The sequence below is a fragment of the [Clostridium] ammoniilyticum genome (genome assembly GCF_025566905.1).
Classification (GTDB): domain Bacteria; phylum Bacillota_I; class Bacilli_A; order Erysipelotrichales; family Coprobacillaceae; genus Faecalibacillus; species Faecalibacillus intestinalis.
This window is the reverse complement of sequence record NZ_JAOQJR010000001.1, coordinates 113513-127293: the sequence shown is the minus strand read 5'-3', so window position 1 is coordinate 127293 and position 13781 is coordinate 113513. Positions and strand designations below refer to the sequence as shown.

The 13781-nt window shown below is 30.3% G+C and carries 18 protein-coding genes and 1 riboswitch; all 18 genes read right to left on the bottom strand.

All coding sequences use genetic code 11. The annotated features are described in order from the left end of the window. Positions 1–49: 49 nt before the first annotated feature. The 18 genes from OCV55_RS00620 to OCV55_RS00535 all read right to left on the bottom strand — a co-directional run bounded on the left by OCV55_RS00620 (position 50) and on the right by OCV55_RS00535 (position 13723). Positions 50–649 carry a class I mannose-6-phosphate isomerase gene (locus tag OCV55_RS00620; RefSeq protein ID WP_267309751.1) on the bottom strand — a complete coding sequence of 200 codons (600 nt, stop codon included), beginning with the start codon at positions 647–649 and terminating at the stop codon, positions 50–52. Between the two features lie 59 nt (positions 650–708). Beyond that, complete coding sequence (locus OCV55_RS00615; RefSeq protein ID WP_267309750.1) at positions 709–870, bottom strand: hypothetical protein; 162 nt, start codon at positions 868–870, stop codon at positions 709–711. 30 nt (positions 871–900) lie between these two features. Continuing rightward, positions 901–1287, bottom strand: a complete 387-nt coding sequence (locus OCV55_RS00610; protein WP_267309749.1) for a hypothetical protein — start codon at positions 1285–1287, stop codon at positions 901–903. A 6-nt stretch (positions 1288–1293) separates the two neighbouring features. Further along, the gene (locus OCV55_RS00605; RefSeq protein ID WP_267309748.1) at positions 1294–1698 is read right to left on the bottom strand and encodes a hypothetical protein; all 405 of its coding nucleotides are present in this window, start codon (positions 1696–1698) and stop codon (positions 1294–1296) included. 141 nt (positions 1699–1839) lie between these two features. Continuing rightward, complete coding sequence (locus OCV55_RS00600) at positions 1840–3744, bottom strand: penicillin-binding transpeptidase domain-containing protein (RefSeq protein WP_147579500.1); 1905 nt, start codon at positions 3742–3744, stop codon at positions 1840–1842. A 48-nt stretch (positions 3745–3792) separates the two neighbouring features. Continuing rightward, the gene (locus OCV55_RS00595) at positions 3793–5943 is read right to left on the bottom strand and encodes a penicillin-binding protein (RefSeq protein ID WP_032090540.1); all 2151 of its coding nucleotides are present in this window, start codon (positions 5941–5943) and stop codon (positions 3793–3795) included. Then, positions 5943–6230: a hypothetical protein gene (locus OCV55_RS00590; protein ID WP_022002947.1), complete on the bottom strand. Its 288-nt coding sequence runs from the start codon at positions 6228–6230 to the stop codon at positions 5943–5945. Before OCV55_RS00590 ends, OCV55_RS00595 begins: the two co-directional genes overlap by 1 nt. After that, positions 6227–7162 (bottom strand): 16S rRNA (cytosine(1402)-N(4))-methyltransferase RsmH, encoded by a 936-nt coding sequence (gene rsmH, locus OCV55_RS00585; protein WP_032090541.1) that lies wholly within the window; start codon positions 7160–7162, stop codon positions 6227–6229. Before rsmH ends, OCV55_RS00590 begins: the two co-directional genes overlap by 4 nt. Positions 7163–7173: 11 nt before the next feature. Next, complete coding sequence (mraZ, locus tag OCV55_RS00580; protein ID WP_022002949.1) at positions 7174–7599, bottom strand: division/cell wall cluster transcriptional repressor MraZ; 426 nt, start codon at positions 7597–7599, stop codon at positions 7174–7176. Positions 7600–7774: 175 nt separating this feature from the next. After that, positions 7775–7942: a 50S ribosomal protein L32 gene (rpmF, locus tag OCV55_RS00575; protein ID WP_022002950.1), complete on the bottom strand. Its 168-nt coding sequence runs from the start codon at positions 7940–7942 to the stop codon at positions 7775–7777. Positions 7943–7954: 12 nt separating this feature from the next. After that, positions 7955–8455 (bottom strand): YceD family protein, encoded by a 501-nt coding sequence (locus tag OCV55_RS00570; RefSeq protein ID WP_022002951.1) that lies wholly within the window; start codon positions 8453–8455, stop codon positions 7955–7957. 146 nt (positions 8456–8601) lie between these two features. After that, complete coding sequence (locus OCV55_RS00565) at positions 8602–8844, bottom strand: stage VI sporulation protein F (RefSeq protein WP_117346626.1); 243 nt, start codon at positions 8842–8844, stop codon at positions 8602–8604. A gap of 53 nt (positions 8845–8897) precedes the next feature. Continuing rightward, positions 8898–10202: a ribosome biogenesis GTPase Der gene (der, locus tag OCV55_RS00560; protein ID WP_022002953.1), complete on the bottom strand. Its 1305-nt coding sequence runs from the start codon at positions 10200–10202 to the stop codon at positions 8898–8900. A 1-nt stretch (position 10203) separates the two neighbouring features. After that, on the bottom strand, positions 10204–10872 hold the full coding sequence (gene cmk, locus OCV55_RS00555) for a (d)CMP kinase (protein WP_147579499.1): 669 nt from the start codon (positions 10870–10872) through the stop codon (positions 10204–10206). 40 nt (positions 10873–10912) lie between these two features. After that, positions 10913–11656 carry a hypothetical protein gene (locus OCV55_RS00550; RefSeq protein ID WP_032090565.1) on the bottom strand — a complete coding sequence of 248 codons (744 nt, stop codon included), beginning with the start codon at positions 11654–11656 and terminating at the stop codon, positions 10913–10915. 58 nt (positions 11657–11714) lie between these two features. Next, positions 11715–12374 (bottom strand): ECF transporter S component, encoded by a 660-nt coding sequence (locus OCV55_RS00545; RefSeq protein WP_022002956.1) that lies wholly within the window; start codon positions 12372–12374, stop codon positions 11715–11717. Positions 12375–12444: 70 nt separating this feature from the next. Further along, positions 12445–12559: riboswitch (FMN riboswitch) on the bottom strand. A gap of 54 nt (positions 12560–12613) precedes the next feature. Next, positions 12614–13069, bottom strand: a complete 456-nt coding sequence (locus tag OCV55_RS00540; RefSeq protein ID WP_147579498.1) for a pyridoxamine 5'-phosphate oxidase family protein — start codon at positions 13067–13069, stop codon at positions 12614–12616. 12 nt (positions 13070–13081) lie between these two features. Then, on the bottom strand, positions 13082–13723 hold the full coding sequence (locus tag OCV55_RS00535; protein ID WP_147579497.1) for an ECF transporter S component: 642 nt from the start codon (positions 13721–13723) through the stop codon (positions 13082–13084). Between the last annotated feature and the right edge of the window lie 58 nt (positions 13724–13781).

Genomic DNA, 13781 nt, shown 5'->3' with positions numbered 1-13781 from the left:
ATATCGATATTCGATAATAAAAACAATATAAAAGCGGACTTTTGCCCACTTAATTTCTAACATATGCTTTAATAACTTTTATTATTTCATCATTTAAAGGTCTAATTGTATATTCTTTAACATTTGCAGGAACAATAAATGTTTCTGCATAATGTACTGTATAAGGTTCAAATTCATTTTTAGGACTTTCAATAAGTGCTGTTTGCCCTTCAACTAAATTTAACATATTAAATCCATGGTCTGTTTGATGCTTACTTGTAAAACGACGTGTTTCTATAAATTCTAATTCATGTAAGCCTGTTCTTTCTTCAAGATAATCATCTCCATCATGAATCATTTCAACATGATTTACTAAATTATCTTTAACCCAAGATGTTGTTCTATTCCATTGAATATTTTTTTCACCATCTTCAATATGAATCGGTCTAGGTAAACCATCTAACACTAGACGATCCCAATCCCATAATTTAAAAGTAAAAATATAAGGTGTAGCACTAATTTCTAAAACCATACAATTCTTAGAAGAACAATGAATTGTTCCTGCAGGTATTAAGAAATGATCATGTTTTTTAGCATGAAACTTATTGACATACTTTTCAGCATCAAATGAAATACGACCTTCTTGAGCACATTTTAAATCTGTTAACATTTGATTTTTATCAATACCTTCTTTTAAACCTAAATAGACACCACCATCATCTTTACAATCTAATAATAATAACTTTCATCTTGAGTATAAGTCATTCCAAAATGAGGTTTAATATATTCAGTTAAAGGCTGCACTTGTAAACCTAAATTTTCTCCATCAATTGTATCTAGAAAATCAAAACGAATAGGAAATTCAGCACCAAAGCGACAATAATTTTTCATTCCCATCAACTCTACTGGTTGATACAAAACCTAATCCATCGCTGGAATTTCTATACGTGTATCTCCAAATCTAAAATAAAGACTATTTTCTTCTGGAACACCATCAAAACTCCAAGCATAGTTATTTTGTTTTTCATCAAGGTCACAATTCTTTTTCATCCATTGTCCACCCCAAACTCCTGGATCAAAGTAAGGAACAAGTCTAAATGGTCGTTGAGTTGTCTTTTTTAATGCACTTCTTAAGGCATTTCCAGTAACAATTTTAGGGTTTCCTTCTTGATTACTATCAAGAAAATAATCAATATTTTCAAAAATATCCATTTTATGCTTATCAGCAATTCTCCATTCAATAAAGAAATTTCTCTTTATCTTCTTTAAAACATCTTCATCATCATTATCTTGTTTAAAATTAGGCATACCTTTTCAATATCTCAATTGAATTTCCCAACGAGCAAGATCACAATAAATCAAAGTATCACCTTTATGAATGTAACTCGCTCCAACACCATAAACCAAAACTCTACCTTTATGACTAGCAAGTGATTGATATTGAGCCAATTTTATGTCATCAATAAAATCATCCATCTTTCTATAATACATGACTCCTCTTACACGATTTTCTGTTAAAAAAGGGTTCATCATTTTATTAAGCTCATCTTTTTCATAAAATACATCTTCACTTTTAATCACGAAATCAGGTTTATAAATTTCTTTAATTAAATCAAAGATTTCGTCATCGACGCCAGGATAACAATCTACAGTTAAACAATAATTTTCTTCTTGTCCTAGATTTTCTAAATATTTTTTATTTCTGTTTTGCCTGTACAAGCTTCATTTTCATATCCACTTATATTTATTTTTGGAAATTTATCATAATTCGTTACTATCACCTAAATTCCTTTACACTTGTTATTTTATATTTAAATTATATCCCATATCATCATATGAATCTACAAATCTCAAAACATATTATTCCCCTAACATAATAACAATCGTATCTCCTTCTTCAACATACTCACCTTTTCTTGGCAATTGATCAATGACCTTATTTCCTTTACCAACAAAAGTAAAGCGTAAAGAAATATTTTGAACTTCACTTCTTTTTTTACCAATATAATTTTCTACTTTGATTGTTCTTTTATCCATTATAGAATATGATTTTTGTCTTTGAGATTTTACCTTTTTGACATTTAAAGCAGGTAAAATATCAACAAACATCTTTCTAGCGATAGGAGCAACTGTTGTTCCACCATATTGAATACAGTTTTTAGGATTATCCATTGCTACATACAAAACAATTTGTGGATCATCAATAGGAGCAACGCCAACAAAAGAGAGAATATAACCACTTCCAACATAGCTTCCATTAACCGCCTTTTGCGCCGTTCCTGTTTTACCACCAATACGATAACCATCTATATAAGCATTTCTACCTCCACCATCAGTCACGACACTTTCTAGCGCATCTCTTACTTTTTTAGATGTTTCTTCTTTAATAACCTGTCTTTTTACTTTCTTTTTAACTTGTTCAACAATTTCATTATTTGAACTGTTACTGATTTCTTTTAAAATATGCGGTTGTAACAAATAGCCACCATTGACACAAGCACAAATAGCAGTTACCAATTGTAAGGGCGTTACAGATATGCCTTGTCCAAAAGCAACGGTCGCTTGTTCAAGTTCATGAAAGTTTTTATAATCAAACATAATCCCACATGATTCTCCAGGTAAATCAATTCCCGTTTTTTCAGTTAAGCCAAAATTTTGAACATATTGATACAATCTCTTTTTTCCTAATCTCCTACCAATTTCTACAAATCCTGGATTGGATGAATTTTGTAAAACTTCTCTAAAAGTCTGCAAGCCATGCCCTCCTTTTTTCCATGATTTGATTCTTGCGCCTGAAACATATTCATACCCTTTATCATAATAAGTATCTTTATCCATATCAAATAAATTTTCATTTAAAGCACTTGAAAAAGTTATGATTTTAAAGGTTGATCCTGGTTCATAAGTTTTCCAAATAGGAATATTTTGATTATAAATATCTTTATCCTCATTTTGATAATCATTAGGATTAAAGTTAGGATAACTGGCGATTCCTAAAATCTCTCCATTTTTAGGATTCATCGCTAGTGCCCAAATACCATCTGGATGATACGTATCATAAGCATTTGATAATTCTCTTTCAATGACATCTTGAACTCTTTTATCTATGGTCAAAGTGATATTCATTCCACTTTGACTATACGTATAATGACTTGGATACATTTTTAAATTATGACTTTTAGCATCCATATAATAATCAATCGAACCGTTTTTTCCTTTTAAAAACGAATCATATTCTAACTCCAATCCTAATAATCCTTGATTATCAATTCCAACAAAACCCAAACAATGACTTAAATAATTATTTCCCGGATAATATCTTTTTGTATCTTTAATCAAATAAACACCTGATAAATGCAATCTTTGTATTTTACTTGCAACTTGATTATCAAGTTGTCTTCCTTCTGGAGAAATTCTTTGAATCGACACCTTTTTATTTAATTTTTCTTTTAAAACATTGACATCTAAATTTAAAATTTTACTTAATTCTAAAGCTGTTGTTGCTTGATCCTTTATTTGACTCGGTACAACAACCAAAGAAGCCGTTGTAAGATCTGTTGCCAGTACATTTTCACTTCGATCATATATTTTCCCTCTATTAGCTTGTACAGGAAAAGACCTTTGCCAAGACTCTAATGCTTTATCATAAATATTTTTACGATCAATGATTTGAATATACCCCACTTTAAAAATAAGCGCCAAAACAATGAGATAAATACACATTTTAATGATTTTGATCTTATTAACAGATTGTTGAAACAACATAAATCTCACCATTATAAACTATGAAAAAAAAGAGGAATCATTCCTCTTTTAAGATATTGCTACTGTTAAACTATCACCGCTATGAACAACTGTATTCTCGCCAACACTTTGAGCAGTTACATGTCCACTTGTGCCATCAATCGTTAATTGAATACCAGCAAGCGAAGCATAAGTTTGTACTTCTTTTTTAGACCATCCTATTAAATTAGGAAGTGTTATATCTTTTCCTTCTGTTTTGATAAATACTTTATCACCACTTGTCACTTTGCTTTTAGCAAGTGGATATTGTTCAATAACAGAACTTCCATTACCGATAATTTGAACACTTAATGATTTTGATTCTAATTTAGATTTTACATAATTAACAGATTGATTTGTATAGGAATCTAAAGTACAGCTTTGATCAACTGCTGTCGTATTTTTAGCATTATAGCGATTTACTACTTGAAGTGCTTCATTCATTGTTTGTTTAACAATATTTGGCATATATTGAGCATATGAATCTCCTGATTTAAAAGTTAAAAACATCACGACTTGAGGATCATCATAAGGAGCAATCCCTACAAATGAATGCATATATAAAGTTGTACTATAACCACCATTTTCAACAACTTGTCCTGTCCCTGTTTTACCAATCATACGAACATCATTATCCAAACGATAAGTCTTCCCTGTACCTTGTTCATCTTCAATAACACCTAACATTAAATCTTTTACTTGACTGATTGTATTTGTTGAAAAGATTTGTTTTGAATATTTCGGTGTTGCTTGATAGACAACTTTATTTGTTTCAGGATTGACAACTTTATCTACAATATGTGGTTGAACCGTTTTCCCATCATTTCCAAAAACACTATATGCTTTTAAAAGTTGATAAGGAGTGACCGTAGAACCTTGACCAAATCCTGTCGTTAAATATTCAAGTCTTCCAGCATTTTTTCTTGTATAAGCATTGATTGATGATGAACATGTAAGTCCATCCATTGTATCACCTTGGAAAAAGCCTAAATCATTTAATTTCTCTGTTAAAACATCTTTTGTAACATAACCTTGATCCAATAAATTACAAATAGCTACGTTACTTGAATGATACAATCCTTGATCATAAGTAATTGTACCCCAACCTTGACCACCATTATGATCTTTAATTGTGGCTACTAATTTATTTCCATAATAAACATTATAACTTCCTGAATTATAATAAGCATTATGATCATATTTACCTTCTTCAATAGAATCAGCATAAATAAATGGTTTAAAAACAGATCCACATTCAATTGTTCCTTCTAAAAAATAATTATTGAATGTTGATATATTTCTTTCATTAGGATTAAAAGATGGATAGGTTGACATTGCTAGAATCTTTCCTGTTTTAATTTCCATCACTCCAGCAGTCACAACTTCAGCACCACTTTCACTATAAGCATTAGACATCAAATAATCTAAATTTCTTTGAAGACCACTATCAATCGTTAAATAAAGATCATTTCCATTGGTTGGATCTTTCTCTCTTAAAGTTCCATCTACTAAAGCATATCCATTAGCGTCTGTTTGATAAACCTTATAACCATTTTTACCTTTTAATTGTTTATCATAAGAAAGTTCAAGTCCCATTTCTCCAACCATTTTCTTAACACTTTGATCATTATAACTTTTTGCATACCCTACAACATAGCTACAAAAATCACCCAATGGATAATATCTCGAATTAGACTCTACAAACTCTATTCCCGTAAGATTACAATCTTCTATTTGTTTTTTTACTGACGCTGATAAATTATTTCCTTTTGTCCCAAGTTCAATTTGATAACGTCCTTCATCCTTTGCTGTTTGTAATTTAGATGTTAATTCATTGACATCTATTCCTAAAATAGGACCTAGTTGACTAGCTGTTTTATTAACATCTTTAACATAAGCAAGATTTTTACCATAGCCTGTTCTTTGAGATGAAAGTACCAAAATAATTTTATACTTTTTAACATTAACAGCTACTTTTTCATGGTCACTTGTATAAATTTGCCCTCTTTGAGCATATTCAACAACTTCTTTCTTACTTCTATTTTTCGCAAAAGAGGCAATGTTCTCTTCACTGATCAAGTGTTTTCCCGTTGCCCCCAAGTATAAAATATTAACTACCAATGAAAAAATAAGAACTGCAAAAATAATACCCGTTATCTTTGCACTTTTGTATTTCTTCATTATTGCTGAGCTCCTGTTGTTGATGCTGTTGCATCATTTTGATAAGTATATCCTTTAGAAGTTGCAACTTCAGCAACACGATTGAATGAAACTAATTCTTGTTTTTGCATTTGTAAACTATCTATATCTGATTCAAGTGTGTCTATTTCATTTTGTAATTTTTGAATGGTTCTATTATATGAAGATTCAACTGATTTAACCATAATAATTCCAAAAACAAAAACAACAATTGTTACAATTAAAAACACTTGTGCAAAAGATTCAAATCCTGTCTTTCTCTTTTTCATAAAATAACCCTCTCTATAACTCTCAATTTAGCTGAATGTGCACGATGATTATGAGTCAATTCATCATCCGACGCTATAATCGGTTTTCTATTAACCAATTTAAATTTAGGTTGCATTTCTAAAGGAATAACTGGTAATCCTTTAGGAACATCTTTTAATTTTGAAACTTCATTAAATGTATATTTACATATTTTATCTTCTAAACTATGGAAAGTAATAACCGAGATTCTTCCATTTAAATTTAAAAGATCCAATGCATCTTTTAAAGCAATATCAAAAACATTTAATTCATCATTAACCGCAATTCGAAGTGCTTGAAAAGTACGTTTTGCTGGATGTCCGCCTTTTCTTCTAGCATAAGCAGGAATTGCTTCTTTAATAATATCTACAAGTTGAAAAGTTGTATCAATAGGATGTACTTCTCTTTCCTTTTCAATTTTTCGAGCAATTTGTTTTGCAAATTTTTCATCTGCATATTTATATAAAATTTCTACAAGTTGTTCATAACTATAATGATTAACAATATAATGTGCATCCAAAGATGCCTCTTGGTTCATTCTCATATCTAATCGAGCATCATAGTTATAACTAAAACCTCGAGCCCCATCATCAAATTGAGGTGATGAAACACCCAAATCAAATAAAATTCCATCTACATGTTCTACACCACGAAGATGGAGTTCACTTTTTAAATTTTTAAAATTGGATTGGATAATTGTAAATTGATTACCAATTTTCTCCAACCTTTCTCTTGCAGCTTCAATCGCATGAATATCTTGATCAAAACAATATAAATGGCCGGTTGTTAACTGTTTTAAAATCAAACTTGAATGACCAGCTCCTCCAAGTGTACAGTCTACATAGATACCATCTGGTTTGATATTCAATCCTTCAACTGCTTCATTTAATAAAACTGTAACATGGTTGAACATTCAAAATCCTCCTATAAACTAAAATCATCTAAAGATTCTAAAATATCATCATAACTATCTTGATTGTCATTATAGTATTGATTCCATTTTTCTTGCGACCATATTTCACCATGGTTTCCTGCCCCAATAATGACACATTCTTTTTCTAAGTGTGCTAAAGTGCGTAAATTTGTAGGAATGTTAATTCTTCCTAATTTATCAAATTCGCACTCACATGCACTTGAAATGGTAAAACGAATCGCTTTTCGAACTTCTTTTTTATTAGAAGGTAAAGAAAGGAGTTTCGCACAAAACGGATCCCATTCTTCTTTTGTATAAAAAGCAAGGCATCCATCAAATCCACGGGCAACATAAACAGAACCTTGACATTGATTCCTAATTTTAGATGGAATCGTCAAGCGTCCTTTTGCATCAATTGAATGCTTAAATTCACCCATGAACATCACTATCACCCACTTTTTACCACTTTTATATTCACTTTTACCACTTTATACCACCATTATATACTTTTTAAATCACTTGTTCAATAAATAGATGTGAATAAAATATAGAAGTTCACATTTCTTGTGAACTAAAAAAAGGTAAAAAAAAATCACCCTTTGGGTGATCTTCTTATTTTACTTTTACACCTTTGTAAGTTCCACAATGTTTACAAACTCTATGAGACATTTTGTATTCTCCACATTCTGGACATACAACTAAAGTTGGTGCAGATAATTTATCATGTGTTCTTCTTTTATTTCTTCTTGTACTAGAAACTCTTCTAAATGGTACTGCCATCTTTATATCCTCCTATTGTTTAAAATAATCTTTCAATTTTGCTAACCTTGGATCAATGTATTCTTCATCATTATCCTCTTGACCATCGAGTATCTTCCAACCCTTACCTGATTCCTTGATGTTAGCATCATCTTTTACGACCCTCATGGGCACTTCTAACATGATATTTGAAAATACGACAGGCGTAAAATCAACAACATCTTTCTTTGCTTCATGAACGTCTTCAAGCGGATCAGGCTTTTCAAATGAAAATACTTCCGTCGAATCGATATCAAATGGATAATCAACATCTTCCAACGTTAACGCACACGGAAGAATCATTGTTCCCTTAATATTTAAATCAACATATAATCGTTTATCTCTTGTATCAAGATTCCCGGTACCTGAGACGATGACGTCTTTAAGGCCGTTAATATGGGCATACTTTTCAAACATTTCACATGGAAAAGTTATTTCTTCTTCAAAATCAAATGTTCCTTTGTGTTTAATAATCCACTGCAAACTATACTTCATATTAATCACCTTTCCATAACCGCAAAATCTATTATATAGAAACTCACATCATAAGTCAATCTAAAAATGGCCTAAAACAACATTTTTCACTTTTTAATGAAGTTCTTCTCCATTATAACAAAAACTTTAACTAAATCAACACTATTTTAAATCATTTTTTCAACATCATTTAAAACATCTTTATTTTGCATAATTTTAATCAATTTATCAATCTTTCTTTGATCTAAAGATTGATTTGTTACTTTTGCAACCGTTTGAATAAAATCTCTCATATCTTTTTCATTATTCAAATCTTTCTTTTGTAAATCGTTTGCTAATTTAAAAATATCTTCTTTTTTCACATTTGTTTTTTTAGATACACGATCTACAAGTAAATCTTTATCTTTCATAATATCACCACTATATACTATGAAAAAAATAAATAAATGTTAAAAAAAGAGACTTAGTCTCTTTTTCTACAAATGATATGAATTGGTGTTCCTTCAAACCCAAATGCTTCTCTTAATCTATTTTCTAAGTAACGTTTATAACTAAAGTGTAAATATTGTGGATCATTTGAAAATAAAACAAATGTCGGTGGGCAAACTGCTACTTGATTAGCATAGAAGATTTTTAATCTTCCACCATTAAATGTCGTTGTTGGATTCATTAATTGTGCATCCACTAAAACATCATTTAAAACGCTCGTTTGCACTCGTTTTCTTGAATTTTCATAAGATTCTTGAATTAATGGGAAAATTTGATCCACTCTTTGACCTGTTTTAGCTGAAGTAAAAACAATACGTGCATAATCTAAATATTTAAATTGTTCATAGATTTCTTTTTGTTTCTTTTGCATTGTTTTTTCATCTTTATCAACTAGGTCCCACTTATTATAAACAATGACAACGCCTTTACCTGCTTCATGGGCATATCCAGCAACATGCTTATCTTGTTCTCTAATTCCTGTTTCACCATCAATAACAACAAGAATAACATCACTTTTTTCAATTGATGTCAAAGCTCTTAAAATTGAATATTTTTCAATATTTTCATAAACTTTACCTTTTTTTCTCATTCCCGCTGTATCTACAACACGATATTTTTGTCCATCTTTCACAAAAGGTGTATCAATGGCATCACGTGTTGTTCCTTCAATATTAGAAACAATAACACGTTCTTCCCCTAAAATAGCATTTGTAAGAGATGATTTACCAACATTTGGTCTTCCAATAATTGAAAAACTGATTTCATCTTCATTAGTTTCTTCATCTTGTAAATCTAATTGATTAATAATTTGATCTAATAAATCTCCAATTCCAATCCCATGTGAACCAGAAACAGGAATAGGATCACCAACACCTAATGCATAAAATTCATATATATAATCTCTAAATTGATTATCATCAATTTTATTAACAACTAAAATAATTGGTTTTCTTGATTTTTGTAAAAGACGTGCTACATACTCATCTTCTTTAGTAATACCTTCTCGACCATTAACAACAAATACAATAACATCTGCTTCTTCAATTGCAATTTCTGCTTGCATTTTAATTTGTGTTGTAAAAGAAGCATTTTCTAATTCAATACCTCCTGTATCAATTACACTAAACTCTTTTGTAAGCCATGAAGCTTTAGCATAGATACGGTCTCTTGTTACACCTGCAACATCTTCAACAATTGAAATTCTTTCTCCAACCATACGGTTAAAGATTGTTGATTTTCCAACATTAGCACGACCAACAATTGCAACTACACCTGCCATATTATTCCTCCCTTGTTTTATTAATTAAAGTTAACACTTGATCAACAACTTCTTCTAACGTCATATTCGACGTATCAAGTTCAATTGCATCATCCGCTTTTTTAAGTGGCGAAATAGCACGATGCATATCTTGATAATCTCTTTGTTCAATTTCTTTTTTGATTGTTTCTAAATCAGCCTCTAAGCCTCTTTCTTTATTTTCTAAATAACGTCTCTTCGCACGTGTTTCTACACTTGCTATTTGATAAATTTTTAAATCTGCATGTGGTAAAACAACTGTTCCAATATCTCTTCCATCCAAAATAACATTCCCAGTTTCAGCCATTTTTCTTTGCTCATCAACTAAAAATGTTCTTACCGCTTGATATTTAGAAACACAGCTAGCTCCAAGTGAAACTTCATCTGTTCTAATTTGAAGGCTAACATCTTCATTATTTAAATAAACTTTATTATCAGCTGTAAGACGTATTTGAATATTTGAAATTGCTTGTTCAACAGCTTGTTCATCATTTAAGTCAATGTGATTTTTTATACAATAAAATGCAACAGATCGATACATTGCACCCGTATCAATATAAATGAAATTTTCCTTTTTAGCAACCATTTTTGCAATTGTACTTTTTCCTGCAGCACTAGGCCCATCTATTGCAATTGAAATTTTTTTCTTCATAAAATAAACACCCTCCTAAAAAAACTAAGGTCTTCCTTAGTTAAAAAAAACTTTGATATAAGATAACTCCAAGTAAAGCAATGAAAATAATGACTAAAATAACAATAATGACATTCATAACTTTAACAACTTTACTTTCACCTTTATTTTCAATAATCTCTTCTTCATCTTCAATAAAAGTATCATTTTCTTCAATATCTTCTACTGGATTTTCTTCTATCGTTTCAACGATTTCTTTCGTTTCTGTTATTTTTTCAGCTTGTTTTTCTTCTACTTCTTCAGATTCTTGTTGTAAAAATTCTTCTGCTTTTTTCACATCTTCTTCTGGTGACATCGCAGCTAATTTTTCCATAAAAGTCATTTTTTCTTTTGGCTCTTCTTCAACTTTATTATTTACAAACATTCCTTTAGCAAATTCTTGTGTGGCATAGCTTTCAACTGAATCTATCTTAATTGTATTTTTTTCAGGTTCTCTAATTTTACTTAAAATATCCATTCTTGTATTATATTGATCTTGTTTACCAACACTTTCTTTCGCACTTTTAAGAGCTTTATCAAGTTCAGCTGAACCTTCTTCTCTCATTTGTTCAAATGTTTTAGTTTCTGTTAAAGTATCTTCTAAATTTACTTCTTTTTCTTCTTTATCCTTTTTCATAAATGACAAAAAATCATCATCGTCACCATCATTTTGAACTGGTTCTACATACTTTTCTTTAGAAATGCCAACTTCTTCCTTAAGTCCATCTCTTAATTCTTGGTATTTTTTTACTCTTGAATACGTCATTTTCCCACCATCCCTCGCCATTATAACATAATAATCACTATAAAAAAATAAAAGAAGCCTAAGCTTCTTTAATATATTTACTTTTAAATCTTTTTTCAACCGGTCTTACAAGATAATAAACAATTCCTGTAATAATTCCTTTAATAAAATTAAAAGGAAAATAAATAATAAAAATAGCTTGTCCATAAGGTGATAAAAAAGATAAAAATTTCGGAATTGAAATATTTGAACCATATTGTTGATTAAATGCTTGAATATCAACTGCAAAAGGTAGATTTGTATACCATGTCGGTTTTTGCATTAAATAAGTAGGTGTCACAAAGAAATAATTGATGACAAACATAATAAAAGCAAAAACAAGCATCGTTAAAACCATATCTAAAAAATAATTCTTTAAATTCTTTTCTGGATCAATTTTTCGAGCAAGCAATGAATATGTTACACAAATTGATAACGATGCAATCAATGCTGCAATTTGCCCAATAGCCATTGGTCCTACAGGTCCTTTAAACAAAATAGAAACAACAAATTTACAAATACAGACAAACAATGCTGGTATAAATCCTAAAGTAGAAATTGCTACAAGAACAACAATTTCTGATAAATCAAGATTTAACCAAGGAGCAAAGGGATAAGGAATCTCAATGAGATTTAAAATCATCCCAAGTGCAGCCAGCATTGCTGCTAAAACCATTTTTTGTGTCTTAGTACTTTCCATAATAGTTCTCCTTTAAAATAAAAAATATCATGAAAATACTAATCTCCATGACTAAAAACATTATCTAAAAAAATGTCTTTCTTCCATCTAGACTCTCACTATCGGTAAAGGAATTGCACCTTTTCTGCATCTGCTCGTGGACTATCACCACCGGTCGGGAATTTCACCCTGCCCTGAAGACTTTCTTTTCATATATATATTAGCACTTCAAAAAAAAGAAATCAAATCATATGATTTCTTTAATCGTAAGGTTTATATTCAACTGTTTTCTTTTTAAAATCAATAAACAATTGAAAAGCCTTTCGATCTTCATCTTCATCCCAAATTTCCACAAACTCAGGAGTCACTTCGATCAAAATTTCACTATCAACGTGAGAATAAGCATTATAACTTTGCCATAAATACTCTTTATATTTCTTTTCAAAAACTCTTCCTGGTTCATCAACGACCAATCCTTTATTAACAGCAATCCCTTCAACTTGTGTCCCATTAAAACACATTGCAACACGATTATTTTTAAACAACTGCTGTGTCTTTCTAAAGTTCTTATCTGTCTTAAAATAGATTTTATCATTATAAAAAAGACAACTGACATTTCTCACCATCGGATAATTATCCTCGCAACTGGCAAGTGCCATAATTTTCCAATCTCCCATTTTTTGTTCCATAATTTTTTTAGCTTCTAAAAATTCCATCTTATTTCCTCCCTATATAATTCCTTGATATCCTAAAACAAATAAAATCATTGTCACTAAAACAACACCTACGACAAAGACATAACCTTTATAAACACTTCCTTGTCGATTTGATTTTTCAACCAAATGACTTCTTCTTAATATTTGAACCACTGGTTTATATAAGAAAAAGACAATGGCAGCATTCATCGTTGCTTTAATTAAATTAAAAGGTAATATTCCTGGAAGCAACATTGGTACAATAGCACTTCTTGGCATTCCATAATAAATAGGTGTAATGATATAATTCCAAATAAGCATAGATATTGTTGTACACATAACACCTAGAACAAGTCCTAAAATAGCTCCTTTTTGATTATGTACTTTTTTATATACAAAAGCAGCCATACAAGCAAAAGAACACGTTGAAACCATATTCATCAAGACATCTAAAATATTGCCTCCCTTTAACATGATTTCAAAAATTGAACAAATAAAACTCATTAATAATGATGTCATTGGTCCATAAATAAATCCCCCAATAACAATTAAAATATCCTTGGGATCATACCTTAAAAAAGATACCGCTGGAACAATTGGAAATGAAATAAATACATTAACGATCATTGCCATGGCACAAAGCATCCCTACTGTTGTTATTTTCTTTGTACTCATTTTATATACCTCCTTTAACAAAGAAAACGCACCTAAAATAATCTTCTAGGTACGTTTT

Coding starts and splice junctions, on each gene's coding strand:
- OCV55_RS00620 (WP_267309751.1), bottom strand. CDS start 649: ATGTTAACAGATTTAAAATGTGCTCAAGAAGGTCGTATTTCATTTGAT.
- OCV55_RS00615 (WP_267309750.1), bottom strand. CDS start 870: ATGAAAAATTATTGTCGCTTTGGTGCTGAATTTCCTATTCGTTTTGAT.
- OCV55_RS00610 (WP_267309749.1), bottom strand. CDS start 1,287: ATGCCTAATTTTAAACAAGATAATGATGATGAAGATGTTTTAAAGAAG.
- OCV55_RS00600 (WP_147579500.1), bottom strand. CDS start 3,744: ATGTTGTTTCAACAATCTGTTAATAAGATCAAAATCATTAAAATGTGT.
- OCV55_RS00595 (WP_032090540.1), bottom strand. CDS start 5,943: ATGAAGAAATACAAAAGTGCAAAGATAACGGGTATTATTTTTGCAGTT.
- OCV55_RS00590 (WP_022002947.1), bottom strand. CDS start 6,230: ATGAAAAAGAGAAAGACAGGATTTGAATCTTTTGCACAAGTGTTTTTA.
- rsmH (WP_032090541.1), bottom strand. CDS start 7,162: ATGTTCAACCATGTTACAGTTTTATTAAATGAAGCAGTTGAAGGATTG.
- mraZ (WP_022002949.1), bottom strand. CDS start 7,599: ATGGGTGAATTTAAGCATTCAATTGATGCAAAAGGACGCTTGACGATT.
- rpmF (WP_022002950.1), bottom strand. CDS start 7,942: ATGGCAGTACCATTTAGAAGAGTTTCTAGTACAAGAAGAAATAAAAGA.
- OCV55_RS00570 (WP_022002951.1), bottom strand. CDS start 8,455: ATGAAGTATAGTTTGCAGTGGATTATTAAACACAAAGGAACATTTGAT.
- OCV55_RS00565 (WP_117346626.1), bottom strand. CDS start 8,844: ATGAAAGATAAAGATTTACTTGTAGATCGTGTATCTAAAAAAACAAAT.
- der (WP_022002953.1), bottom strand. CDS start 10,202: ATGGCAGGTGTAGTTGCAATTGTTGGTCGTGCTAATGTTGGAAAATCA.
- cmk (WP_147579499.1), bottom strand. CDS start 10,872: ATGAAGAAAAAAATTTCAATTGCAATAGATGGGCCTAGTGCTGCAGGA.
- OCV55_RS00550 (WP_032090565.1), bottom strand. CDS start 11,656: ATGACGTATTCAAGAGTAAAAAAATACCAAGAATTAAGAGATGGACTT.
- OCV55_RS00545 (WP_022002956.1), bottom strand. CDS start 12,374: ATGGAAAGTACTAAGACACAAAAAATGGTTTTAGCAGCAATGCTGGCT.
- OCV55_RS00540 (WP_147579498.1), bottom strand. CDS start 13,069: ATGGAATTTTTAGAAGCTAAAAAAATTATGGAACAAAAAATGGGAGAT.
- OCV55_RS00535 (WP_147579497.1), bottom strand. CDS start 13,723: ATGAGTACAAAGAAAATAACAACAGTAGGGATGCTTTGTGCCATGGCA.